This window comes from Amycolatopsis sp. VC5-11 (assembly GCF_037034185.1).
GTDB classification, from domain to species: domain Bacteria; phylum Actinomycetota; class Actinomycetes; order Mycobacteriales; family Pseudonocardiaceae; genus Amycolatopsis; species Amycolatopsis nivea.
The window spans coordinates 573,610-599,325 of sequence record NZ_JBAGKF010000003.1 but is presented as its reverse complement, the minus strand read 5'-3'; the positions used below and the strand labels follow the sequence as shown (position 1 = coordinate 599,325).

Sequence of the window (25,716 nt, the reverse complement as noted above, 5' to 3'; positions counted from 1 at the left end):
GGGACCACCGGCTCAGGAGGATTTGGCGGGGGGTTCCGGGAGGAATTCCTCGTCCTTGGGCTTCTTCCGCCAGGCGGCGACGAGGCCGAGCGGGTCGGGGCGCAGTAGGGACGCGGCGGCGTAGAGGCTGACCACGACGACGATGGCGATGAACCACCAGTCGTAGAGCGCCTGCTCGCCGGTCGGGTAGTACACGAGCGTCACGAACACCGAGATCGCCACGATCGCCGACAGGTTCCGCCGTTCCCACGGGAACGCGGAGATCAGCACGAAGCCCCAGGTGAGGTACCAGGGCAGGGTCGGCGGCATGAGGATCGCGACGGCGAGCAGGGTGATCGCGGCGCGGTAGACGGCTTCCTTGCCGCCGCCGCGGGCGAGCCACCACTGGCGGACGCCGAACACGACGAGGCCGACCATCGCGATGGCGCGGGCGACGGTGACGAACGGCGAGGGCTGGACGTTGGCGATGATGTGGACGAGGTTGTAGACGGCCTCGCCGATGCCGCTGGGGAAGTTCAGCCAGTTGGTGATGAGCTGCGGGGCCTTGAGGCCGGACCACCAGCCGAGGTTGAGCGAGCCGAGCGAGAGCCAGGTGCCGACGACGAACACCGGCAGGAACAGCCCGACGGACGCGGCCCCGGCCTTGAAGAAGTTCTTCGTCTTCGACGGGCCCTTCATGTCCGCGGCCCACATCCAGACCATGAACGGGAGCGCGACGGCGGCGGTCGGCTTGATCAGCATGCCGATGGTGACGAGCACGACCGCGACGACGTGCTTGCGCTCGAGCGCGGCGAGCATGCCGATGGTGAGGAAGCCGAGCATCATCAGGTCGTTGTGCGGGCCGCCGAAGAGGTGGATGACCATCATCGGGCTGGCGACCGCGACCCAGAGCGCGACCGGGAGCTTCCCGCCGAGGTGCTTGACCAGGCGGGGCAGCGCCCACAGCGTCATGCCGAGCCCGACGAGCAGCACGACCCGGGTGAGGATGACGCCGGCGATCATGTGGTCCTGGGTGATCGCGACGATGCCCTTGGAGATCAGCAGGAACAGCGGCCCGTACGGGGCGGGCGTGGTCTGCCACAGCGGGTGCACGTTCTGCACGACGTTCGGCAGCACCGGCAGTTCGGCGGGGCCGTTGGCGTACGGGTCGAGCCCGTAGAGCAGCTGCGCTCCCTGGCCGAGGTAGGAGAAGACGTCGCGGGTGAACAGCGGCGGCGACACGATCAGCGGCGCCATCCAGCACAGCGCGGCGATCAGGATCGGCTTGCTGCCGATGCGCCCGGCGAGCGCGTAGCGGCCGAGCCGCACCCACGCCCACACGACGAGGCCGAAGCCGCTGTAGAGCAGCGCGTTGGCGAGCGCCCGGCCGTGGCCGTAGCGGACCCACGAGAGCGGGCCGTGGCCGAGGACGGGGTCGCGGATGAGGATGCCGCCTGCGCCGAGCGCGGCGAGCATGAGGAGGGCGCTTCCGACCGTGCCCATCGCGATGGTCCGGTAGGGGAAGCGCGCGGGCGTCAGGAACTGCCGGTCTAGAGTGCCGGCGTTCGGCTGCGCGTCGTCGGTAGTAGTGGCCATTTCGATCCAGAAGATTACCGGGTGCAGTCGGCTGGGCCCGCACGGGCTCCGGGCGCGGCCGGTTCGGCGCGCGCCCGGGGCGGGGCCGCGGTCAGCGTTCGGCCGCGGTCCGCTGCGCGGTGCCCCCGGGGAGCGCCGCGAGCAGCGACTTCGTGTACTCGTGCCGCGGTTCGAGCAGGACTTGTTCGACGGTACCCGTCTCGACGAGTTCGCCGCGGTACATCACCGCGACCCGGTCGGCGATGTTCCAGGCCAGGCCGAGGTCGTGGGTGATGACCAGCGCGGAGAGGCCGAGCCGGCGGCGCAGCCGGAGCAGCAGCGCGAGGATCTCGCCGCGCACGGACGCGTCGAGCGAGGCCACCGGTTCGTCGGCGAGCAGCAGGGACGGTTCGAGCGCGAGGGCCCCGGCGATGACGACGCGCTGGCGCTGGCCGCCGGACAGTTCGTGCGGGAGCCGGTCGAGGTATTTCCCCGGCGGGCGCAGTTCGGCGGATTCGAGCGCTTGGAGCACGACGTCGCGTTCGTTCGGCAGGCCGTGGATGCGGGGGCCTTCGGCGACCGCCTCGTAGACCGTGTGGGCCGGGTTCAGCGCGCTGGTCGGGTCCTGGAGCACGAGCTGGACTTCCCGCCGGTACGCGCGCAGCCCGGCCCCGGACGAGGGCACCGGCTTGCCCGCGTAGCGGACCGTGCCGGAGTCGGCTTTCTGCAGGCCGAGCAGGGTGCGGGCGAGGGTGGTCTTGCCGGAGCCGGACTGGCCGACCAGCGCGACGATCTCGTCCCGGCGGACCTCCAGGTCCACCCCGTTGACCGCGTGGATCCGCTTGCCCTTGCGGTCGCGGAACGACACGTGCAGGTTCTCGGCGGCGAGCAGCGGCGCGTCGTCGGAGCCGGCGCGTTCCTCCGGTTCCGGCGGCAGCGGGGTCGCGGTGGCCGGGGCGTAGCGCGAGACCGGGTCGCCGACCGTCGGGAATGCCGCGGCGAGCGCTTTGCTGTGGTCGTGCTGCGGCGAGGCCATCAGCTCGGCGCTGGGCCGTTCCTCGACGAGTTCGCCGTCGTACATCACCGCGATGCGTTCGCAGGTGGCGGCGAGCACGGACAGGTCGTGGCTGATCATGATCAGCCCGATTCCGCGTTCGGCGACCAGTTTCGACAGCACGGACAGCACCTGGGCCTGCACGATGACGTCGAGCGCGGTGGTCGGCTCGTCGGCGATCACCAGCCGCGGTTCGCAGGCCAGCGCCATCGCGATCATCACGCGCTGTTTCTGGCCGCCGGACAGTTCGTGCGGGTACGCGCCCGCCCGCGAGCGCGGCAGGTCGACCTGTCCGAGCAGTTCGGTGACGCGGGCCTGCACCTGTGCTTCGGAGGGGGTTTTGCCCTCGGGTGCGTGCAGCCGGATCGGTTCGGCGATCTGCTCGCCGACGCGGCGGACCGGGTTGAGCGCGTGCATCGCGCCCTGGAACACGACCGACGCCTCGGCCCAGCGGACCGTGCGCAGCCGTCCCCAGCGCATGTCGTTGACGTTCTCGCCGTCGAGCAGGATCTCGCCGGTGATCTTCGCGCTGCGCGGCAGGAGCCGGAGCACGCTCATCGCGACGGTGGATTTGCCGGAGCCGGACTCCCCCGCGACGCCGAGCGTGCCGCCCGCGTCGAGGGTCAGGTCGACGCCGCGGACCGCGGGGACGTCGCCGCCGCCGGTGCGGTAGGTGACGCCGAGGTTTTTCAGTTCGAGCAGCGCGGTCACGAGTGCCGTCCTTTGAGCCGCGGGTTCAGCACGGTTTCCAGCCCGCGGCCGACGAGGGTGAACATCAGCACGACGAGCACGATCGCGATGCCCGGCGGGAGCAGGTTCCACCAGGCGCCGCGGGTGACCGCGCCGTTGTTGAGGGCGGTTTCGAGCATCGCGCCCCAGGAGATCGAGGTAGGGTCGCCGACGCCGAGGAACGAGAGGGTGGCGTCGGCGATGACCGCGTTGCCGACCACGAGGGTGGTGTTGGCGAGCACGAGCGGGGCGACGCCGGGCAGCACGTGCTTGGCGATCACGTGCAGGTGGCCGCCGCCGAGCGCGCGGGCGCGTTCGATGTAGGGGCGGCTTTCGATGGTGAGCGTCTGGGCGCGGACCAGCCGCGCGGTGCTCGGCCATGCGGTGACGCCGATGGCGAGCACGATCGTCCAGATCCCGCGCGGGAGCACGGCCGACAGCGCGATCGCCAGCACCAGCGACGGCAGCACCAGGAAGAAGTCGGTGAACCGCAGCAGGACCGCCGACACCCAGCCGCCGAAGTGCGCGGCGGTGATGCCGATCAGGGTGCCGATGAACACGCTGAGCACGGTCGCGCAGAACCCGACGAGCAGCGAGATCCTGGTGCCCCACAACGTCATCAGCAGCACGGAGCGGCCGTCGATGTCGGTGCCGAGCCAGAATTCGCCGTCCGGCGGGCTGAGCGGTTTTCCGGTGACGCGGGTGACGTCGAGCCCGCTGGGGTCGCTGATCAGCGGCAGCGCGACGGCGAGCAGCACGGTGAGCGCGAGCAGGAAAAGCCCGGTGAGCGCGGCTTTCTGGGTGGCGAACTCGTGCCAGGTGCGGGCGATTCCGGCGCGGCGGCGGCGCCACGCGATCGCGCGGGCGCTTTCGGCGGCGGGCGAGGCGGTGGTCATGCGGCACGCACCCTCGGGTCGAGCACGCGGTAGAGCAGCTCCGCGAACAGGTTCATCAGGACGACGGCGCTGGCGAGGATGATGAAAACCCCTTGCAGCACCGGCAGGTCCGGGCCGTGCAGCGCGTCGTAGGTGAGCTGGCCGAGTCCGGGCCAGCTGAACACCGCTTCCACGGTGACCGCGCCGGCGACCACCATGCCGAACTGCATGAAGATCAGCGTCACGGTGGGCAGCAGCGCGTTCGGGACCGCGTGCCGCCGCCGGACGAGGTCGTCGCGGAGGCCTTTCGCGCGGGCGGTGGTGAGGTAGTCGGCGTTCATTTCGCCGAGCAGCGACGAGCGCATCACCAGCATGTACTGCGCGTAGAACACCGCGAGCAGCGTCAGGCACGGCAGGATCAGGTGGTGCAGCACGTCGAGGCTCTGGGCGAAGAAGCCGGGTCCGGCGTCGGGCGAATGCATGCCGCGGCTGGGGAACAGGCCGTTGGTGGCGACGAGCAGCAGCAGGCCGAGCCAGAACTGCGGGACCGACCAGAGCGTCAGCGCGATCCCGGTCTGCGCGCGGTCGAAGAAGCTGTCGCGCTTCCACGCCGCGCGGATACCGAGCCACAGCCCGAGCGCGACGGCCAGGATCGTCGCGCTGCCGACGAGCAGCACGGTCGGCCACAGCCGTTCGCCGATCATGTCCAGCACCGGGCGGCGTTCGATGTAGGACTCGCCGAAGTCGCCCTGGAAGAGGCCGGCGAAGTAGTTCCCGAACTGCGCGAGGATCGGCTTGTCGATGCCGAGCCGTTCGCGCAGTTCGGCGATCTGGCCGGGGTCGGTGGGCCGTTCGCGGGCCATGAACGCGACCGGGTCGCCGGGCAGCAGGCGGAAGAGGAAGAACCCGAGGACGATCACCAGGAAGACGCTGGCGACCGCCTCGGCGATCTTGGTCAGGACGAACCGGAGGGTCCCGGTCCCGCCGCGGTGCTCGTCGGGGTCGGCGAGCACCGCGGCCTGGTCGGGCGCGAGGGTTTGGCTCACGGTCTGCTACTCCCGGTCGTCGGCGGACTTGCCGCGGCGGGACAGCGCGATGCCGCCGCCCACGAGCACGACGAGCAGCACCGCGCCGACGACGATCCACACCGTCGTGCCGGAGCCGCTGTCTGACGAGGCGGCCGACGCGTCGGCCGGGACCGCGCCGTACACGCCCCAGTAGGCGGTCTGCTCGAGGATCGAGCCCTCGGGCTGCGGCTGCTTGCCGAAGGAGGAGAACTTGTCGGAGCGGTAGGCCTCGAGGGCGTCGTCGTAGTCGTAGACGACGTTCACAGCCTGGCTGTAGAGCCGCGCCTGGGCCTGCTTGACGTAGCCGGCGCGGACGGCCGGGTCGGTTTCGGCGAGCTGCTTGGCGTAGAGCGCGTCGTACTGCGGGTCGCAGAAGAACGTGTCGGTGGTGCCGCCCTTGCCTTCCGCGTTCGGCCGTGCGGCGCAGGTGTGCAGGGCCAGCGAGTAGTCCGGGTCCGGGTTGTTCGCGTAGCCGGAGATCGCGAGGTCGTAGTTGCCCGCGTTGGTGCGGTCGTTGAGCTCGTCGTCGGAGACGAGTTCCTGCTTCACCGAGATGCCGATGTCGTGCAGCCAGCCGGTGATGTACTGGGCGAGGCGCTGGTCCTGGGCGCGGTTCGCGTGTCCGGTGAGGCGCAGTTCGAGGCGCGCGCCGCCGGGCGCGGTGCGGATGCCGTCCTGGCCCTTCGGGTAGCCGGCCGCGTCGAGCGCGGCGTTGGCGGCGGCGAGGTCGAACTTGCGCGCCTCCCCCGGCGCCGGGTCCCAGTGGTAGGCCGAGTAGATCGGCGGGACCACGCCGCCGCCGGGCTGGGCGTAGCCGCCCGCGACCTTGTCCACGATGGTCTTGATGTCGATCGACTGCGCGATCGCCTGGCGCAGCCGGATGTCCTTGAGCACCGGGTTTCCGTTGCCGATCGGCTTGTTCTCGGAGTTCTCGGCGCCTGGGTTGAGGTTGATCTCGTTGTAGCGGCGGCCGGGCGCCTTGTTCAGCTCGATGTTCGGCTGGCCCTTGAGCGCGTCGAACTGGGTCGGGGTGAGCCGGTTGATCACGTCGACCTCGCCCTGTTTGAGGGCGTTCACCGCGGCCTCGACGTCCTTGAACACCAGCAGCTGCAGTTCGTCGACCTTCGGCGCGCCGCGCCAGTAGTTCTTGTTGGCCTTGAACTTGACGTATTCGTTCTGCTTGTACTCGGTGATCTGGTAGGGCCCGTCGTCGACGCCGACGACCGGGATCGTGTCGGTCTTCGGGTCGCTCAGGTCCTTGATCTGCGACCACACGTGCTCGGGCACGATCGGGACGTCGAGCAGCGTCATCGACGACTGGACGGTCTTGGTCTTGATCACCAGCGTGGTGTCGTCCGGCGCCTTGACCGACTCGAAGCTCGCGACGTAGTTGCCGTTCGCGGTGCGCGCGGTGGAGTCGGTGAGCATCCGGTTGAAGGTGAACGCGGCGTCCTTCGCGGTGACCGGCTGCCCGTCGGACCACTTGGCGCCCTTGCGGATCTTGAACGTCCAGGTCAGCTTGTCCGGCGAGGTCGTCCACGATTCGGCGAGCGCCGGGGAGGCCTCGGCCTTGTCCTGCGACGGGATCGTCAGGAACTCGTAGATGAACCGGCCGACCTGGGTCGACGCGGCGAGCCCGGCGGTGAACGGGTTCAAGTGGTCGATACCAGTGGTCAGCGCGACCCGCAGCACCTTCGGCTGCGCCTGCTGTGGTGCCGCCTGTGCTGCCGCCGTCCCTGCCAGCGGCAGAATCGCCAGCGTTCCCGCCATCACGACACCGAAAACGCGGCGCAACCCGTGCCGCCCGTGCTTATTTCGCACTTGAGAACCACCCCATCGTCAATCCCCGACCCCAGAGACGAAAAGTAACCACATACGGCGGGAAGTGCGCAATATGTGACGGTGCCGCTGCGTGTCCGATCGTTATGGTCGCGGGGCGGATCACTAGAGTGCCCGGCATGCGGATCCTGATCTCGGCCGACATGGAAGGCGCCACGGGGGTCACCTGGACCGACGACGTCGTGCCCGGGAGCCCGCAGTGGCAGCGGTTCCGGGGCATGTTCACCGGCGACGTCAACGCGGTGCTGGCCGGCCTGTACGCGGCGGGCGCGACCGACGTGCTCGTCAACGAGGCGCACTCGTCGCAGCGCAACCTGCTGCTGGAAGACCTCGACGAACGCGCGCGGATGCTGACCGGGCGGCACAAGCCGCTGTCGATGATGCAGGGCATCGATTCCGGTGTGGACGGTGTGGTGTTCCTCGGCTACCACGCCGGAGCCGGGTTCGACGGCGTCCTGTCGCACACGTACCTGGAGAACCAGATCACCGGCGTGTGGCTGGACGACGTCCCGGCGAGCGAGGGCAGGCTGAACGCCGCGATGGCCGGCGAGTACGGCGTGCCGGTGCTGCTGGTCAGCGGCGACGACCAGGCCTGCGAGGACGCGCGCGACTACGCGCCGGACGCAGAACTGGTGCAGGTCAAGGAATGCGTGAGCCGGTACGCGGCGATCTGCCTGCCGCCGGCGCGCACCGCGCGGCTGCTGGAAACCGGCGCGCGCGAGGCGATGGGGCTGGCCGGGCGGACCGAGCGGACGCCGGGGCGGCACCGGATCGAGGTCGAGTTCGACGCGAGCCATCTGGCGCAGGCGACCGCGGTGATCCCGACCGTGGAGCAGACCGGGACGCGCCGGGTCGCGTTCGAGGCGCCGAGCATGACCGAGGCGATGAAGGCGTTCAAGGTGGTCACGGCCATCGCGGCAGGGGCGGTGCAGGGCATTTATGGCTGAGGTCGACGTGGTTTCGCTGTGCGCGGACCTGATCCGGTTCGACACCACCAACTACGGCGGCGGGGAGGCGGCGGGCGAACGGCTCGCCGCCGAGTACGTCGCGGAATTCCTTGACCGGCACGGGGTTCCGTCCCGGATTCTGGAGCCCGAGCCGCAGCGGTCGAACGTGATCGCGCGGATCCCGGGCACCGATCCGACGCTGCCCGCGCTGCTCGTGCAGGGGCATCTGGACGTGGTGCCCGCGCGCGCCGCCGATTGGTCTGTACCGCCGTTTTCCGGCGAGGTGCGCGACGGGTTCCTGTGGGGCCGGGGCGCGGTCGACATGAAGGATTTCTGCGCGATGGTGCTGTCCGCCGTCGCGTCCGGGCTGGCGCCGCGGCGGGATCTCGTGCTGGCGTTCGTCGCCGACGAGGAGGACCGCGGCGACTACGGCGCGCACTGGCTGGTCAAGGAGCACGCGGACCTGTTCGAAGGCTGTGCGGCGGCGATCAGCGAGTCCGGCGGGTACAGCTATCACGTGCCCGCCGCGGACGGGCGGAAGGTGCGGCTGTACCCGGTCGGGACGGCCGAGCGCGGCACCGCGCACCTGCGGCTGACCGCGAGCGGGCGGGCCGGGCACGGGTCGCGGCCGAACGCGGAGAACGCGGTCGTGCGGCTGGTCGGGGCGTTGCAGCGGATCGCGGACCACCGCTGGCCGGTGCAGCTGACGCCGACGGTGCGGGCGTTCCTGGAGCGGACCGGCGCGGCGCTGGGCGTGCCGGTGGACCTGTCGTCGGGCGACGCGGTCGACGAAACCGTGGCGCGGCTGGGGGCGGCCGGGTCGCTGGTGGTGCCGACGGTGCGCAACAGCACCACGCCGACGATGATCGAGGCCGGGTACAAGGTGAACGTGATCCCGTCGACGGCGACCGCGCAGGTCGACGTCCGGGTGCTGCCGGGGACCGAAGACGACCTGTTCGCGGTGGTGGATTCACTGCTGGGCGAGGGTGTGACGCGGGAATTCGTGGCGCATCAGCCGCCGGTGCAGGCTCCGGTCGATTCGCCGTGGTTCGACGCGATGGCCGAGGCGCTGCGGGCGGAGGACCCGGAGGCGGTCGTGGTGCCGTACTGCATGGGCGGCGGGACGGACGCGAAAGCGTTCAGCCAGCTGGGGATGGCGTGCTACGGCTTCGCTCCCCTGGCGCTGCCGGAAGGCTTCCCATACCGGGCGATGGCGCACGGCGTGGACGAGCGGGTGCCGGTGGACGGGCTGCGGTTCGGGACGCGGGTGCTGACGCGGTTCCTGGAGTCGTGCTGAGCGGTCAGGCGTCGACGCGCCGGATCGTCGCCAGCCAGGCGGGAAGCCCGTCCGGGGCGAACCGGGCGACGATCCGGCTGTCGCGCAGGGTTTCCAGCTGCCAGCCGGTTTCGCGCTGGAACGGAGCTTCGAGTTCGGCGCGGGCGACCGGGTGCGGTCCGGCGTCCCCGTCGGTTTCGCGGAAGCACAGGATGTGCAGCCTCGCGCCCGGTTCGGTGACGGACGCGAGGCTGGCGACGTAGCTCTGGCGTTCTTGGGCGTCGAAGGTGTGGAACAGGCCGCAGTCGAGGACGGTGTCGAAGGTCTGGTCCACAGTGGACAGCCGGAAGGCGTCGCCGACCGCGAACTCGACGGCGATCCCCCTGCTGCGGGCCTTCTCTTTCGCTTGCGCGACAGCGGTTTCCGCGACGTCGATGCCCACAATGGACAGTCCGGTCGCGGCGAGGTGCAGCGCGTTCTCGCCGGTTCCGCAGCCGGCGTCGAGGACCGTGCCGCGGAACGCGCCCTCCGCGGCGAGCTCGACGATCGCCGGTTGCGGGCGGCCGAGATCCCACGGCGCCGGACCGTCCTGATAGGACTCGTCCCACGGACGCCCGGACGCGCGTTCGTGGCTGGTCGCGGGACGGTCCTCGGGCATCAGCGGGCGAACTCCGCCCACCAGCGGCTGTCGCGGACCCGTTCCAGCGAGGCGAGGGTGACGCCGTCGCGGGCGAAGGATTCGACCTCGGCCTTGCTGAGCGGCCACGGCGGTCCGGACCAGGTGGAGAGGTCGATGCTTTCCTCGGCGACGGCTCCGACGACGAGCGTTCCGCCCGGGGCGACGAACCCGGACACCGAGGCGATGGCCGGGTCGTGGACGTCCTTGGGCATCGACTGGACGGTCATGATCTCCACGACCAGGTCGAAGGCGTAGTGGAATTCCGCGGGCGGGGTGAGCAGGTCCGCGGTGCGGTAGGAGACGACGGTGTCGGGGAAGCGGTTGAGCACGGCTTTGATCGCGCTGGGCGAGACGTCGAAGGCGGACGTCTCGTATCCGGCGGCGGCGAGGAGTTCGGCGTCGTCGGCCATGCCGCAGCCGACGACGAGCGCGCGACGCCCGTTGCCGGGCCGCCCGGCGATCCAGGCGGCGAGTTCCGGCGAGGGCTCGCCGCGGTACCACGGCAGGACGGCCTCGCCCGCTTCCGCCGCGGCGTAGAGGGGCTCGAACCACCCGGTGGGGTCGCCGTTGGCGAGGGCGAGTCCGGCCCGGCGGCGGGCTTCCTCGTCGGGATCGATGGCGTCGTCTGGCATGGACTCTGTTATACCCGCCGGGCCTGGGCGCCGGTGCGCTCGACTGGCCGAGTGCCGATGGCTTCTCCGCCTGGGCCGGATGTTCCGTGTGGTTTCCCGGCTGGGCCGCGCGGCTGGCTGTGAAGGGCTCCTTGAGGGAATCTGATTCTCTCAAGGAGGCCTTCACAGACCTCGGGCTCGCCGACGGCAGTCTCGCCGACGGCGCCGAGTCTCCGCCTCGCCGACCGCGCCAAGGCTCCGCCTCGTTAGCCGCCCTGCCTCGTTAGCCGCCTCGCCCCGCGCCTCCGCCTCGTTGGCCGCCTCGGGCCTGCGCCTCGCCTGCCGCCCCAACGCGGCATTGGGTGCATGCGACGAGCCCAATGGGGTTTTGTCACTAGCGAGGGCTGCGTCAGCGAGCCCGCCCACCGACTGCACGCGAGCGGTGCGTGAGGGTTCCCCTCACGGAATCTGATTCCGTGAGGGGAACCCTCACGCACCTCCCCTGCGCCTGCCGGGGCAGCCGGATGGGGAGAGTTCCGCGCATCCGCACTCGCTACGCGCGAGATGCACCCAATGCCGCATTGGGTGCATCTGACGCACCCAATGCGGCGTTCGGTGCGTGGCACACACCCCATGCCGCATCGGGGCCGGGAGGGGCGGGGTGGTCACCCGAACGCCGCGTCGGGGCGGTTCCGCCCGGGCGGACACCCCGTTTGCCGTAGCGGCGCGGCCCGGGCGGGGCGAGCGTCCGGTTGTCGCATCGGGGTGCCCCGGGGCCGGGCCGACACCCGGTTGCCGTAGCGGAGCCGGGAAGGGTTGTCCGTTTCCGGTCAGGTTTGCGGGGCGGCCTTGACATCGATGTCACCCGCGCGTTGAGCTTCCGGCACCCCGGGATTTCGCGAAGTCCCGGGCCCCCGATCCCCTGACGAACTGGGAGCAATGATGCCCCGAAGCGCCAGACCGTTGCATGCCGTGCTCGTCGCGGCGGTGGCGGCTGCGGGCTTGGTCGTCCTGCCCGCCGCGGCCGGTGCCGCGCCGGGCGAGGCCGCCCCGCCGGACTTCGTTTCTTCGTTCGAGCCGAACGACCCGCAACCGATCCAGGACGCTGTCGACACCGATGCCGCCGGGAAGCCGCGGGCTTCGGGCGTGGACGGCGCGAACGGGACCGCGATCCCCGGCGACATCCGGGGCAAGGTCACCGACATCAGCGCGACCAGCGAGAACACCGGCGGCGGCGAGGTCGCCGCGAACCTGATCGACGGCAGCACCGGCACGAAGTGGCTGTCGTGGGATCCGACCGCGTCGGTGACGTTCACGCTGTCGGAGCCGACGAAGATCACGCACTACGCGGTGTCCTCGGCGAACGACGCGCCCGGCCGCGATCCTCGGGACTGGACGCTGCGCGGTTCGAACGACGGCCAGCAGTGGACCGATCTGGACAAGCAGGCGGGCCAGTCGTTCGACAAGCGGTTCCAGCAGAACGACTACAAGCTGTCCGCGCCGAGCGACGCGTACCGCTATTACCGGCTGGACGTCACGCGCAACAACGGCGACGACATCATGCAGTTCTCGGAGCTGCTGCTGGCCAACGACGATCCGGCCCCGCCGCCGTTGCCGAACATGCGCAGCGTCGTGGATTCGGGCCCGAGCCAGGGCTACACGAACAAGAACCGGGTCGGGTTCACCGGCAAGAAGGCGTTCCGGTACTCCGGCAGCCAGCCCAAGGCCGGGCACGGGTATTCCTACAACAAGGTCTACGACGTCGATCTCCCGGTGACGGAGACGAGCGAGCTGTCGTACAAGGTGCAGCCGCAGTTCGTCGAGGGCGATCTGAAGTACCCGAGCACGAACGTCGCGGTCGACCTGGACTTCACCGACGGCACGCATCTGCGCGATCTCGGCGCGACCGACCAGTACGGGTTCCCGCTGACGCCGGAGGGCCAGGGCGCGAGCAAGGTCCTCTACGCGAACCAGTGGAACCTCGTGCGGTCGGCGATCGGGCGGGTCGCGGCGGGCAAGACGATCGACCGGATCGCGATCGGCTACGACAACCCGAACGGGCCGGCGCAGTTCGCGGGCTGGCTGGACGATCTGAAGATCTCGGCGACGCCGACTCCCCCGGCGAGCACCCGGCCCAGCGACAACGTGCTCACCACGCGCGGCACCATGGCGAACGGCACGTTCTCGCGCGGCAACAACTTCCCGGCGACCGCGGTGCCGCACGGCTTCAACTTCTGGACGCCGGTGACCGACGCGGGTTCGGCGAGCTGGCTGTACAACTACCATTCGCAGAACAACGCGGACAATCTCCCGCAGCTGCAGGCGTTCAGCGTGAGCCACGAGCCGAGCCCGTGGATGGGCGACCGGCAGAGTTTCCAGGTGATGCCGTCGGCGGCGAGCGGGGTGCCGGACGCGAACCGCGACAAGCGGGCGCTGCCGTTCACGCACGACAACGAGGTGGCGCGGGCGCATTACTACGGCGTCACGTTCCAGAACGGGATCAAGACCGAGATCGCGCCGGCCGATCACGCGGCGATGATGCGGTTCTCGTTCCCGGGCGCTGATTCCAGCCTGATCTTCGACAACGTCAACAACTCCGGCGGGCTCACGCTCGACCCGGCGCACGGCACGCTCAGCGGGTATTCCGACGCGAAGAGCGGGCTGTCGGCGGGCGCCGGGCGGATGTTCGTCTACGCGACGTTCGACAAGCCCGTCACGACCGGCGGCAAGCTCACCGGGCAGAACCGCGACAACGTGACCGGCTATCTGCGGTTCGACGCGGGCGCGGACAAGACGGTGACGATGCGGATCGCGACGTCGCTGATCAGCGTGGACCAGGCGAAGAAGAACCTGGAGCAGGAGATCGCCCCGAACGCCGGGTTCGACTCGGTGCGGGACGCGGCTCAGCGGGCGTGGGACAAGCAGCTCGGCGTGATCGAGGTCGAGGGCGCGTCGCAGGACCAGCTGGAGACGTTGTATTCCAACCTGTACCGGCTGTTCCTGTACCCGAACGAGGGTTTCGAGAACGTCGGCACGAAGGAGGCGCCGAAGTACCGGTACGCGAGCCCGGTGTCGCCGAAGGCGGGTCCGGACACCGCGACGCAGACCGGGTCGAAGGTCGTCGACGGGCAGACGTATGTGAACAACGGGTTCTGGGACACCTACCGCACGACGTGGCCGGCGTATTCGCTGCTCACGCCGGACATGGCGGGCAAGATGGTGGACGGTTTCGTGCAGCAGTACCGCGACGGCGGCTGGATCGCGCGCTGGTCCTCCCCCGGTTACGCGGACCTGATGACCGGGACGAGCTCGGATGTCGCGTTCGCCGACGCCTACCAGAAGGGCGTGACGAACTTCGACGTCAAGGCGGCCTATGACGCGGCGCTGAAGAACGCGACGGTGACGCCGCCGAACTCGGCGGTCGGCCGCAAGGGTCTGGACCAGTCGATTTTCCTCGGGTACACGCCGAATTCGACCGGCGAGGGCTTCTCGTGGGCGATCGAGGGCTACGTCAACGACTTCGGCATCGCGAACCTGTCGAAGAAGCTGTACGACCAGGCCGCGGCGAACGATCCGCGCAAGGCGGAGTACCTGGAGAACTACCAGTACTTCACCAGCCGGGCGCAGCAGTACGTGAACCTGTTCGACCCGAGCACCGGGTTCTTCCAGGGCAAGGACGCGAGCGGGAAGTTCACGAAGGCCAAGGCCGATTACGACCCGCGCCAGTGGGGCGGGGACTACACCGAGACCGACGGCTGGAACATGGCCTTCACCGTGCCGCAGGACGGGCAGGGGCTGGCGAATCTCTACGGCGGCAAGGACAAGCTGGGCGCCAAGCTCGACCAGTTCTTCGCCGACCAGGAGACGGCGAATTTCCCGGGCAGCTACGGCGGCGTGATCCACGAGATGCGGGAGGCGCGGGACGTGCGGATGGGCCAGTACGGCCACTCCAACCAGCCTTCGCACCACATCCTCTACATGTACGACTACGCGGGCCAGCCGGCGAAGACGCAGGCGAAGGTGCGCGAAGCGGTGTCGCGGCTCTACACCGGCAGCGAATTGGGCCAGGGCTACGCGGGCGACGAGGACAACGGCGAGATGTCCGCGTGGTACGTGTTCAGCTCGCTGGGCTTCTACCCGCTGCAGATGGGCAGCCCGGATTACGCGATCGGGTCGCCGCTGTTCACCAAGGCGACCGTGCACCTGCCCGGCGGGGACCTGGTGATCAACGCGCCGAAGAACTCGGCGAAGAACGTCTACGTCCAGGGGTTGAAGGTCAACGGGAAGAACTGGACGTCGACGTCGTTGCCGCACGACGTGCTCGCGCACGGCGCCACGCTCGACTTCGACATGGGCCCGAACCCGTCGACGTGGGGCACCGGCGCGGGCGACGCGCCGAAGTCGATCACCACGGGCGACGCGGTGCCGACGCCGCTGCACGACGAGACCGGGCCGGGGCTGGGCACGCTGTCCACTTCGGACGGTTCGGACGCGTCGGCGTTGCTGGACAACACCTCGCGCACGCAGGCGAAGGTGACCGGTGCGGTGCAGTACCAGCTGAAGTCGACCGACGAGGCGGTCACGCACTACACGCTCACCTCCGGCACCGGGGCGGGCGACGCGAAGAGCTGGACGCTGAAGGGTTCGTACGACGGGAAGAACTGGACGGTCGCCGATCAGCAGACCGACCAGTCGTTCCAGTGGCGGCAGCAGACCCGGGCGTTCGCGGTGAAGAACCCGGCGCATTACGCCTACTACCGGCTGGAGGTCACCGCGACCACCGGCGGTCCGGCGACGCTGGCGGAGTTCGAGCTGCTGGGCCGTCCGGACGCGTCGTGCACCAAGACGCTGACGGGTGTGCAGAACGGCCCGCTGACCGTGTCGGGCGGCGTGGTGTGCCTGAACGGCGCGACGGTGTCGGGTCCGGTGAACGTGGCGCGCGGCGCTTCGCTGATCGTGCGCGGCGGCCAGATCACCGGCCCGCTCGCGGCGGCCGGCGCGGCGCAGGTGGTGCTGAACCGGACGAAGGTGGCCGGTCCGGTGTCGATCACCGGCAGCACGGGCCCGGTGTCGATCGAGCTGACCGACATCTCGGGCCCGGTGAACCTGACCGGGAACCAGGGTCCGCTGATCACGAGCAGCACCGTGGGCGGGCCGCTGGCCTGCACGGGCAACTCCCCCGCCCCGACCGACCACGACCTCGCCAACACCGTCCGCGGCCCGTCCGCCGGGCAGTGCGCGCAGTTGTGATCGGCTGATTTCCCTACCCGCCGCAGGCCAGGTCGCCCGGATCCGTTCCGGGTACCTGGCCTGCGGCGCGTCCGGCTAATTGTCCGGGCAGTCGGCTTCGGTCCAGGACGCGGTCAAGTCGCGGCTGACGACGGTGAGCGATCCGGCGAGGAAGCCGATCTCGTGACTGCAGCCGTGGTCGTGGGGCAGGATTTCGTCCAGGGTGACGGAGCCGAAGCCGGTCCAGTCGGCCGGGTCGTGGGTGAGAGTGCGGAGGCCCAGGTAGCGGATGTTCAGGTCTTCGTCGTGTTTCCAGCAGTTGTGGCGGAAGCCGAGTTGCAGCCAGTCCTCGCCGTCCGTGGTTCCGCGCAGGAGGGTGTCGAGCACGAGGTCTTTGACGCACCGCTTGCCGGGGAAGTCGTAGTGATCCGGGTCGGCGGCGAACGCCCGGGCGCCGGGCGGGAGCTCGGCCGAGAGCGCGGGCAGCAGCCGGAGATATGCCTGGGGATCGAGGTAGTTGCCCGTCTCGGTCGCTTCCACTCTGACGTGTTTCATCGCCGCACCAGCTTATTCGGTGGCTCGCCCCCCGAAGCCGTGGGAGCGTCGCGTCATGGAGATCAACTACGCCTGGCGGACCGACCTCACCGACGCGCAGCTCGTCGCTCTCACCGAAGCGCACGGCGGAGACGCGGAACCCGGCTGGTGGAACCGAGCGAGGCAGCACAGTCTCGGCTGGGTCAGCGCCCACGACGGCGATCAGCTGGTCGGCTTCGCGAACCTGGCCTGGGACGGTGCCGACCACGCGTTCCTCCTCGACCCGAAGGTGCACGCGGACTGGCAGCACCGCGGCATCGGCACCGAACTCGTCCGCCGGGCGCGGGATGCCGCGAGGGACGCGGACTGCGAGTGGCTGCACGTCGACTTCGAACCGCGCCTGCGCCCGTTCTACTTCGGCGCCTGCGGGTTCACCTCCACTGACGCGGGGTTGATCCGGCTCACCGCGAGCTGATCCGGCGCGCGCCGGTGCGGGAGCGATTACCGTGGGGGCGTGACCACGGCTGCGTTCTTCTCCTCGTTCGAAGCGGGCGATCCGCAGCCGGTCGCGGGGGCGCGGGTGGACAGCGGGCCGCGGCGGTCGCCGACCGCGAAGACCGGCGTCGGGTTCACCGGGGCGAAAGCCTTGCGCTACCAGGCTGGGCCGCCGGTCGTGTTGTTCGAGGTGGACATTCCGGTCACTGACCACAGTGCACTGTCGTATGTGGTCTTCCCGGCTTCCGACGGTCCGGTGCCGAGTTACCGCAGCACGCGGGTCGCGCTCGATGTCGAGTTCGACGACGGCAGCCGCGCCGGGTTCGCCCCCGAAGAGAAAGCGCTCTACGTCGACCAGTGGAACCTGGTGCGCCGTCCGCTGAACGCGTTCGCCGGACGGCGGGTGCGGCGGATCCTGCTGACGACCGCGTTCGACGGCGACGGAACGGGCTGGCTGGACGACGTCCGGATCGCCGAGCATCCGCCGGAGCGCAAAGATCCAGTCGACTGGGTCCGCACGACGCGCGGCACGCATTCCAGCGACGAGTTCTCGCGCGGCAACACCTTCCCGGCCACCGCGGTCCCGCACGGGTTCAACTTCTGGACCCCGGTCACCGACGCGCGGGCGCTGAGCTGGTTCTACTCCTACCACCGGCACAACGACGAGCGGAACGAACCGCGGCTGCAGGCGTTCGGGCTCAGCCACCAGCCGAGTCCGTGGATGGGCGACCGGCACACCTTCCACCTCATGCCCGGCTCCGGACCGGTCGAGCCGGACCGCGGGCGGCGTTCGCTGGCGTTCAGCCACGACGACGAGACCGACCGGCCGCACCATTACCGCGTGCGGTTCCGCGGCGGCATCACCGCCGAGGTCGCGCCGGCCGAGCACGCGGCGATGTTCCGGTTCGCGTTCCCGGCCGAACGCGGCTGGGTGCTGTTCGACAACGCCCGCAACCGCGGCGGCATCCGGATCGACGCCGAGCGCGGGATCGTCACCGGGCACACGTGGGTGCGGAGCGGGCTGTCGACCGGCGCGCGGCGGATGTTCGTCTACGCCGAGGCTGACCAGCGGCCGTCGGGCGGCGGGCGGATCCGGCGGCCGTTCTGGCGGACGGTGACCGGCAGCCTGGAGTTCGCCGAGCCCGAGGTGACGCTGCGGATCGCGACGTCGCTGATCAGCCTGGCGCAGGCGAAACGCAATCTGGCGCTGGAAATCCCGGCGGGCACGACGTTCGACCAGGTCCGGGACCGGGCGCGGGAACGCTGGCAGGAGGCGCTCGGCCGGGTCGAGCTGGAAGGCGCGTCCGAGGACGAGCTGACCACTTTCTACTCGTGCCTGTACCGCCTGTTCCTGTATCCGAACGTCGCGCACGAGAACACGCCGCGCGGCATCCGGCACGCGAGCCCGGTCGTGCGGAGCTTCCGGCCGAGCACGCGGCGGCGCACCGGCGCGAAAGTCGTCGACGGCGAGTTGTACGTCAACAACGGCTTCTGGGATACCTACCGCACCGCCTGGCCCGCGTACGCGCTGCTCGCGCCGCGCCAGTGCGGCCGGATGATCGACGGTTTCGTGCAGCAGTACCGCGAAGGCGGCTGGATCGCCCGCTGGTCCTCCCCCGGCTACGCCGACCTGATGACCGGCACCAGCTCCGACGTCGCGTTCGCCGACGCGTACCTGAAGGGCGTCACGAACTTCGACGTCGAGGCCGCCTACGACGCCGCACTTAAGAACGCCACCGTCGCCCCGCCGCGCAAAGGCGTGGGCCGCAAGGGTCTCGACCGTTCCGCGTTCCTCGGCTACACGCCGGCCTCGACGCGCGGCGGCCTGTCCTGGGCGCTCGAAGGCTGTCTCAACGACTTCGGCCTCGCCAACCTGTCCGACGCGCTCGCCCGGGAAAGCAGCGGCGCGCGGGCCCGCCGGTTCGCCGACAACGCCGTCTACTTCCGCCAGCGAGCCCAGCACTACGCCAACCACTTCGACGCGCGGACCGGCTTTTTCCAGGGCCGCACCCTCGACGGCGGCTGGCGGCACGCGGCCGAAGGATTCGACCCGACGGCGTGGGGCCCGGACTACGTGGAGACCAACGCCTGGAACACCGCGTTCTCCGTGCCGCACGACGGTCCCGGTCTCGCCGCGCTCCACGGCGGCCCGGCGGGTCTCGAGGCGAAACTCGACGAGTTCTTCCGGCTCCCGGAAACCGGCCAGGGCGGCCGGATCCACGAGATGACCGAGGCCCGCGACGTGCGGATGGGCCAATACGGGCATTCCAACCAGCCCTCGCACCACATCCCGTTCGTCTACGCCTTCGCCGGGGCGCAGGCGAAACTGCAGCGGACCGTCCGCGAGGTATTGCGCCGGCTGTACGTCGGCAGCGAACTCGGCCAGGGCTATCCCGGGGACGAGGACAACGGGGAAATGTCGGCCTGGTATGTCTTCACCGCCCTCGGTCTCTACCCGCTGGCCGTCGGCAGCCCGCGGTACGCGGTGTGCGCGCCGCTGTTCCGCTCCGCCACTGTGCACCTCGACAACGGAAAGGACCTGGTGATCCGAGCACCCCGCGCCGCGACCGCCGACAGCGCGGCCGACACGCCGTACGTGCACGGCCTGACTGTCGACGGCGAACCGCACCCTTCGGCCACCCTCGCGCACGCGGTCCTCGCGCGCGGCGCGGTGCTGGAGTTCGACGTCCGCGCCGAGCCCGGCGACTGGGGCACGGAACCGGTCGCCCCGGCCGCCCCCGCGCCGCTGCGCGACCTCGCCGTCCGCACTGTCCACGGCGTTCTGGCGGACAACACCAGCCGCACCCAAGCCGTCTTCCGCACGCCCAGGCCGACCATCACGTTCGCCACCGAAGGCGAGCCGCGCGAGGTCGTCCTCTACACGCTCACCTCCGGCAGCCGCGCGGGCGATCCGAAGGACTGGGTGCTCGAAGGCTCCGACGACGGGCGCCGGTGGCGGACCCTGGACGAACGCTCCGGCGAGGTGTTCCGGTGGCGGCGCCAGACCCGGCCGTTCGTGCTCGCCGAACCCGCCGCGTGCCGACACTACCGGCTGCGGGTCCGCGCCTCGACCCGGCGGCGCGTCGCCCTCGCCCAGTGGGAGCTGCTGGCCCGATGATCACCGACGTGCGCAACGCCTTCCTCGACCGGCTGGCGGCGGCCGACCCCGGGCTCGTCCGGCTGCGGCTCGCCGCGTCGGCGGTGCTCGGCATCGTCATCGCGGTCCTCGCGATGCTGCCGCTGCATTTCCCGCTCACCACGACGCTCGTCGCGGCCATCGCGGCGATGATGAGCGCGTTCACCGTCAACGACGCCACCAGCGGCGGCCAGGCCGTCACGCTGCTGCTCGCGCTCGTGGTCGGCGCCGCGTCGATCACCGCCGCGTGCTTCGGCTCCGCGTATGCGCCCGCGGACAGCATCGTGTTCGTGCTGCTGATCTTCGTCGCGGTGTACGTGCAGCGGTTCGGCGCGCGGGGCATCGCGCTCGGGTCGATGGCGTTCTTCCTGTTCTTCTTCCCGATGTTCCTGCAGGCGCACCTCGCGCAGGTGCCGCACCTGCTGCTCGCGCTGGCGATCGGGGTCGCGGCGAACGCGGTCGTGCGGTTCCTTCTCTTGCGCCGCAACGCCGAAAGCGAGCTGATCCGCTACCGGCAGGCGTTCCGGGCCCGGCTCGGCGCGGCGGTGCGGGCGACCGAGGCGTACATCTCCTCCGGCGGTTCGGACCGCAGCGACCGGCAGATCCGCACGTCGGTGGAGCGGCTGCACGAGGTGGTCCTGCTGATCGAGGACCACGCTCCCGACGTCGTCGACGACCGCCGCGCCGACCAGCTGCGCCGCCGGGTGATCGAGGTCGAACTGGCCGTGCAGTGGCTGGTGATCACCGTGCGCCGGACCTGCTCGCAGCCGCTGCCCGAGGGGGTAGCCGACGATCTCGTGGCCCGGCTGTCCCGGTTCCGGTCGCTGATGGAACGAGACCCGCGCGACCTGCCGCTGATCAGCGAGACCGGCGAGTACAGCCGGATGCTGGTGGAAGGCAGCCGGATCGACGAACGCGCCCACCCGGGCGACGGAGTCCGCCGCGCGATCGCCGAGCTGGCCGTCGCGGACGACCGGGCGCAGCGGATCGCCAGTCTGCAGTCCGAAGTGGACTTCTCCGTCGGGGAGGACGAGGACGACGAACCGACCAAGGCGTTCGCCTACGACAACCAGACCCGCGGCGCGATCCAGGCCGTGCTCGGTGGCGGGCTCGCCGTGCTGGCCGGGCAGCTGATCTCGCCGCAGCGCTGGTACTGGGCGGTGCTGACGGTGTTCGTCGTGTTCATCGGCACCTCCAGCGCGGGCGCGCGGTTCGTGAAAGGCATGCGCCGCACCGGCGGGACCCTGCTGGGCATCGTCGGCGGCGTCGCGCTGGCGCTGCTGGTCAGCGGGAACACCCCGGCGATCCTCGCGCTGCTGCTGGTCTGCGTGTTCGGCATGGTCTACACCGCGCGGGTTTCGCAGTTCCTGATGGCGTTCTTCGTGACCAGCATGCTCGGCTTGCTCTACAGCCTGCTCGGCACGTTCAGCATCGAGGTGCTGTGGATCCGGGTCGCCGAAACCGCGGTCGGCGCGGCGTGCGGGCTGCTCGCCGCGGTGGTGGTGCTGCCGGTCCGCACGCGCGCGGTGATGCTCGACGACATCGCGATCGCGCTCGACGAACTGCACGAGTTCATCGAGTCAGCCGCGACCCTGCTGTCCGGCCGGGAGAACGTGAACATCATCGAGATGTCCCGCGACCTCGACCGCGCGGTCGAGCAGGTGCGGCTGACCATCGAACCGCTCACCCACCCGATCAACCTGCGCAGCGCCCGCCGCGACTACGGCTGGCACGTGCTGACCACGTTGGAGGGCATCGCCTTCCGCGCCCGGCACGTGGCCGCCCGCGCGCAGCCCGGCCAGCTCGCCGGCCCGGTCTCGGAGCGGCTGGACCAGTTCGCCGGCCGGATCATCGCGAACGTCGACCTCGTGCACGAGGCGGTCAGCAACCCCGGCGGCACCCGGCCGCGCAAGCTCGTCCGCGACGACGGCACCCCGGTCGCCGACCGGATTGACGAGGCCGAGACCCGCGCCGTGCTGTCCAGCCTGAGCCACCTCGACGAGGGCTTGATCGCGCTGGGCCGCGTGCTCGGCGTCGGCGCGCAGGACCCGCCTCGGCACAGCTGACTTAAGCGGAGGCGGCGTCGAGGATCCGCAGCTCGTCGTCGCTCAGCTCCACGTCGTGCATCGCGACCAGCGCGGGCACCTGCTCGACCGTGCGCGCGGACGCGATCGGCGCGGCCACCGTCGGCTGCTGCGCGAGCCAGGCCAGCGCGACTGTCGCCATCTCCGCGCCGCGCGCCTTCGCGACCTCCTCCAGCGCAGCGAGCACCTTCACGCCGTGCTCGGTGTCCGCGTAACCCCCGGCGAGCCCCGGCAGGTTGCGGATGTTGTCCACCTGCTGGCCGGGCCGGTACTTGCCGGTCAGGAACCCCGACGCCAGACCGAAATACGGCACGCAGGCCACCCCGTGCCGCTGCACGATCCCCCGCCGCTCGCTCTCGTACTCGTCCCGCGCGACGAGGTTGTACTTCGGCTGCAGCGCCACGTACTTCGCCAGCCCCTCGCGGTCGGAGAACTCCAGCGACTCGGCCAGCCGCTCCGGACTGATGTTCGACGCCGCGATCGCGCGGACCTTGCCTTCCTTCACCAGCTCGTCCAGCGCAGTGATAATGTCCGCGACCGGAACCGATTCGTCGTCGAAATGCGTGTAGTACAGGTCGATCCGCTCGATCCCCAGCCGCCGCAACGACTCCTCGGCCGCGGCCTTGACGTTCGCCGGCGCGAGCCCCTTGAACTCCGGATGGTCCCCGACCTTCGTCGCCACGACCACGTCGTCCCGGTTCCGCCGCGAGGCGAGCCACTTGCCGAGGATGGTCTCGGACTGTCCCGGCTCGTTGCCCGGGAACTGGTACATGTACGAATCGGCCGTGTCGACGAAGTTCCCGCCCGCCTCGGCGTAGGCGTCCAGCACCGCGAACGACGCCGGTTCGCCGGCGGTCCAGCCGAACACGTTCCCGCCGAGGCACAGCGGGGAGACGGCGAGATCGGATGAGCCCAGTGTGCGAAGTGCGACCATGATCGCATTCAAGCACTCCCCGCCCGCCGATGCCCGTGCCGGCGAGCGATTCTGCCCGCTCGTACCTCGCCCGCCCGCAAACCTGGCAGGATCGATCTTCTCGCACAGCTTTCTGGGGAGGCAGCTGATGAGAAGACCGGCGGTCGACGACCCGCTCTGGCTCGGTCAGTACCGAGTGCTCGCGGAACTGGCCCGGGACGAGGCGACCCGGGTGCTGCTCGGCAGCGGACCGGACGACCGACTCGTTTCGCTCACCCTCCCGCGAACCGCCGAATCCCGCGCCGAGACCGCCGCCTTGAGCGCGGTGCTCGAAGCCGATCCGGACGCTTCCACGCCATGGCACGCTTCGGAATTCCACCCCGGCCCCTCTCTGCAGGAGGTCCCCGACCCGCTGCCCGAACCGGCGGTCGTGCGGCTGGCCGCCGGAATCGCAGCCGACCTGACCCAGCTCCACAGCGCCGGACTCGCCCACGGAAGCTTGGACCCCTCCCACGTCCGGCTCACCGCCAACGGGGCCAGGCTCATCCCCCGCGCGGCCGGCAAAGACCCCGCCGACGACCTGCTCGCGCTCGGCTCCTTGCTCGCCGCGCAGCCCGCGATTCCCGAGGCGCTTCGCCGGTGTCTCGCGGAAAACACCACCGCCGCCGAACTCCTCGAAGCGATCGGCCCGGCCACCGCGCCGTGGCCACCCGAGGTCGGGAAGCTCATCGCGGAGCGCACGGCCGAACTCGCCCAGTTCCTCGACGCCCAGCCAGTACCGCACCTCGAAACCGACTCGGTGATCTACCAGGTCACCGACCCGCCAGAGACTCCGCGCCGCCCGCGGTCGCGCCGCCGGATCCTGATCGGCGCGCTCACCGTCGTGATCGCCGGACTCGCCGCCTGGATCGCCTGGCCGAGCCCGCCCGCGCTCCCTCCCGCACCCCAGCCGCCGCTGGTCGAATCCGGATTCCTCGTGGCCCGCGCACATCCGCAGTTCCTCCAGTTCAGCCACGACGGACGACTGCTCGCCACGGCGAACGCCGACTTCACCATGGATGTCCTGGACGTCGGCACACGCAAGCCGGCCGGCCCTCGCGTCGGCCCCTTCCCGGAGACCGGCCTGACCGGGCTCGCTTTCGGCCCCGACGGACGCACCCTGGTCACCTCACGCGTCAAAGACGCGCAGCTCACCACGCAAGCCTGGGATCCGCGGACCGGCCGGGAAATCGGCCCGCCGCTGGTGATCGACGGCATCGACCGCGACAGCGGCTCCTCCGCACTCAGCTCCGACGCCCGCCTCCTGGCCGTGCCGATGGTGTCCCCGCGCAGGCTGGACCTGTGGCGAATCGCGGACCACACCCGCATCGGCAGCATCGACACCCCGACCACTTTCCGCTACTCGGAGTTCAACCCCGACGGACGCACGCTCGTCGTGTACGAGTGGGACGGCCACTCCGCCCACTCCAGCCAGCTGCGCTTGTGGGACACGGCTTCGCTCACGCCCGCGGGCGACCCGATCGCCGTGGCCGAGAACGACCACATCTGCTGCCTCGCTTTCCGGCCGGACGGCCGGACGCTGATCACCACCAGCGGCGAAGCCCGCACGGCAGCGAAAGTCCACCAGTGGGACACCGCCACGCACCAGGAACTCCGGCCAGGCTTCACGCTCGCCCCCGCGCAGATCGACCAGCAGAGCGGCACCGTCCTCTTCACCATGGCCCTCGCCGGGCTCGACGATCAGCACCTTCTCGCGCTCTCAGCGGGCACCCTCGTCGTTCTCGGTCTCGACGGGAAACAGGAGGGCGCGGGCGTGCCCGGAATCGCCTCGCTCGGCGTCAGCCCGGACCTGCAGACCGTCGCCACCACTTCCGGCTCGACCGCGGACAAGACCGTCCACCTGTGGCGCAAACCCTGACACTGCCACGACAGCGACCAGCGGCGCACCGGACGTGAGGGGCCCCTTCACGGACTTGGATTCCAATGCCAGGGACTTAAGCCGCGCCGATTCCGCCCGCTGACAGTCCACACGAGACATCAGCAGCACCGAAATGCCCGATTGATGGTCGTCTGACTGATACTTGAGGTCCGTGAGGGCCTCCCTGAGGGAATCAGATTCCCTCAGGGAGCCCCTCACGGACCGCTGACCCCGCATCCCGCCCCGGCCGCATCGCCGACCTGGGCAGACAGGCACCGAAACGCACCTGCCACACCTCATTAAGTCCCCGGCATTGGACTTGGATTCCCGCAAGGAGCCCTTCACGGCCCGCTTCTCCACCGCCGGGTCAGCGGGCGAAAGCGGGCGGCGCGCCCATCGGACTGAGGTGCATCCCCGCGATCCGCCAGCCGTCCTCGCCGCGCACCAGAATGTGCGTCGCCCGGAAGGTGCCGTCTACGCGGTTGCCCTGATGGGTCGCTTCCTGGTCGTGCACGCCGATCGCGATCGCCGTGTCGCCGTGGACGCGCACCTCGACGTCGCGCCAGTCGAGGCGCTGCGTCGCCAGCGCGCCCGACTGGTAGCGGTCCAGCCACTGCTGCCGGTCGAGCACGAAGCCGAGCGGTCCGACGAGCCGGAATCCGTCGACGACCAGGCCGCTCAACGTGTCCGTGTCGCCCGCGACCTCGGCGGCCGCCCAGCGTTTGCCCAGGTCGGAGATCTCCGCAACATCCATAGTGTCCTCCAGTGCCGATCGA

17 protein-coding genes are annotated in these 25,716 nt (G+C 70.4%); 7 read left to right on the top strand and 10 right to left on the bottom strand.

What is annotated here, in order from left to right:
• Positions 1 to 12: 12 nt before the first annotated feature.
• The 5 genes from mptB to WA670_RS14285 form a co-directional block, all read right to left on the bottom strand.
• Positions 13 to 1,575, bottom strand: a complete 1,563-nt coding sequence (gene mptB, locus WA670_RS14305; RefSeq protein ID WP_134732256.1) for a polyprenol phosphomannose-dependent alpha 1,6 mannosyltransferase MptB — start codon at positions 1,573 to 1,575, stop codon at positions 13 to 15.
• A gap of 91 nt (positions 1,576 to 1,666) precedes the next feature.
• The gene (gene nikE / locus WA670_RS14300; protein WP_134732258.1) at positions 1,667 to 3,319 is read right to left on the bottom strand and encodes a nickel ABC transporter ATP-binding protein NikE; all 1,653 of its coding nucleotides are present in this window, start codon (positions 3,317 to 3,319) and stop codon (positions 1,667 to 1,669) included.
• The gene (locus tag WA670_RS14295; protein ID WP_134732260.1) at positions 3,316 to 4,233 is read right to left on the bottom strand and encodes an ABC transporter permease; all 918 of its coding nucleotides are present in this window, start codon (positions 4,231 to 4,233) and stop codon (positions 3,316 to 3,318) included. Before WA670_RS14295 ends, nikE begins: the two co-directional genes overlap by 4 nt.
• Complete coding sequence (locus WA670_RS14290) at positions 4,230 to 5,258, bottom strand: ABC transporter permease (protein ID WP_336157962.1); 1,029 nt, start codon at positions 5,256 to 5,258, stop codon at positions 4,230 to 4,232. Before WA670_RS14290 ends, WA670_RS14295 begins: the two co-directional genes overlap by 4 nt.
• Before the next feature lie 6 nt (positions 5,259 to 5,264).
• Entirely contained in the window at positions 5,265 to 7,049 is a 1,785-nt protein-coding gene (locus tag WA670_RS14285; protein WP_336157961.1) for an ABC transporter substrate-binding protein, read from the bottom strand.
• 188 nt (positions 7,050 to 7,237) lie between these two features.
• Here WA670_RS14285 and WA670_RS14280 point away from each other — a divergent pair, with 188 nt between their 5' ends.
• Both WA670_RS14280 and WA670_RS14275 read left to right on the top strand, forming a co-directional pair.
• Positions 7,238 to 8,065 (top strand): M55 family metallopeptidase, encoded by an 828-nt coding sequence (locus WA670_RS14280; RefSeq protein ID WP_336157960.1) that lies wholly within the window; start codon positions 7,238 to 7,240, stop codon positions 8,063 to 8,065.
• A complete protein-coding gene (locus WA670_RS14275; RefSeq protein ID WP_336157959.1) occupies positions 8,058 to 9,362 on the top strand; it encodes a M20/M25/M40 family metallo-hydrolase in 1,305 nt (434 codons plus the stop codon). The genes WA670_RS14280 and WA670_RS14275 overlap by 8 nt, the downstream gene beginning before the upstream one ends.
• Before the next feature lie 4 nt (positions 9,363 to 9,366).
• On the opposite strand, the gene WA670_RS14270 is transcribed toward WA670_RS14275, so the two are convergent.
• Both WA670_RS14270 and WA670_RS14265 read right to left on the bottom strand, forming a co-directional pair.
• Positions 9,367 to 9,999 (bottom strand): class I SAM-dependent methyltransferase, encoded by a 633-nt coding sequence (locus tag WA670_RS14270; RefSeq protein ID WP_238606043.1) that lies wholly within the window; start codon positions 9,997 to 9,999, stop codon positions 9,367 to 9,369.
• On the bottom strand, positions 9,999 to 10,652 hold the full coding sequence (locus WA670_RS14265) for a class I SAM-dependent methyltransferase (protein WP_336157958.1): 654 nt from the start codon (positions 10,650 to 10,652) through the stop codon (positions 9,999 to 10,001). Before WA670_RS14265 ends, WA670_RS14270 begins: the two co-directional genes overlap by 1 nt.
• Positions 10,653 to 11,573: 921 nt before the next feature.
• On the opposite strand from WA670_RS14265, the gene WA670_RS14260 reads away from it, so the two are divergent.
• Positions 11,574 to 15,881 carry a GH92 family glycosyl hydrolase gene (locus WA670_RS14260; protein WP_336157957.1) on the top strand — a complete coding sequence of 1,436 codons (4,308 nt, stop codon included), beginning with the start codon at positions 11,574 to 11,576 and terminating at the stop codon, positions 15,879 to 15,881.
• A 75-nt stretch (positions 15,882 to 15,956) separates the two neighbouring features.
• Here WA670_RS14260 and WA670_RS14255 read toward each other — a convergent pair whose 3' ends face one another.
• A complete protein-coding gene (locus WA670_RS14255) occupies positions 15,957 to 16,415 on the bottom strand; it encodes a hypothetical protein (protein WP_336157956.1) in 459 nt (152 codons plus the stop codon).
• 55 nt (positions 16,416 to 16,470) lie between these two features.
• On the opposite strand from WA670_RS14255, the gene WA670_RS14250 reads away from it, so the two are divergent.
• From WA670_RS14250 to WA670_RS14240, 3 genes are read left to right on the top strand one after another with little or no spacing between them, the layout of a single operon-like run.
• On the top strand, positions 16,471 to 16,869 hold the full coding sequence (locus WA670_RS14250; RefSeq protein ID WP_134732274.1) for a GNAT family N-acetyltransferase: 399 nt from the start codon (positions 16,471 to 16,473) through the stop codon (positions 16,867 to 16,869).
• 39 nt (positions 16,870 to 16,908) lie between these two features.
• Positions 16,909 to 20,007 (top strand): GH92 family glycosyl hydrolase, encoded by a 3,099-nt coding sequence (locus WA670_RS14245; protein ID WP_336157955.1) that lies wholly within the window; start codon positions 16,909 to 16,911, stop codon positions 20,005 to 20,007.
• Complete coding sequence (locus WA670_RS14240) at positions 20,004 to 22,091, top strand: FUSC family protein (protein ID WP_037805941.1); 2,088 nt, start codon at positions 20,004 to 20,006, stop codon at positions 22,089 to 22,091. Before WA670_RS14245 ends, WA670_RS14240 begins: the two co-directional genes overlap by 4 nt.
• Before the next feature lies 1 nt (position 22,092).
• Here the strand turns inward: WA670_RS14240 and WA670_RS14235 are convergent, their stop codons facing one another.
• Positions 22,093 to 23,043, bottom strand: coding sequence for an aldo/keto reductase (locus tag WA670_RS14235; RefSeq protein ID WP_336157954.1), 951 nt, complete (start codon positions 23,041 to 23,043; stop codon positions 22,093 to 22,095).
• A 127-nt stretch (positions 23,044 to 23,170) separates the two neighbouring features.
• On the opposite strand from WA670_RS14235, the gene WA670_RS14230 reads away from it, so the two are divergent.
• Positions 23,171 to 24,940: a protein kinase family protein gene (locus WA670_RS14230; RefSeq protein WP_336157953.1), complete on the top strand. Its 1,770-nt coding sequence runs from the start codon at positions 23,171 to 23,173 to the stop codon at positions 24,938 to 24,940.
• 367 nt (positions 24,941 to 25,307) lie between these two features.
• Here the strand turns inward: WA670_RS14230 and WA670_RS14225 are convergent, their stop codons facing one another.
• Positions 25,308 to 25,694, bottom strand: coding sequence for a nuclear transport factor 2 family protein (locus tag WA670_RS14225; RefSeq protein ID WP_051728497.1), 387 nt, complete (start codon positions 25,692 to 25,694; stop codon positions 25,308 to 25,310).
• Between the last annotated feature and the right edge of the window lie 22 nt (positions 25,695 to 25,716).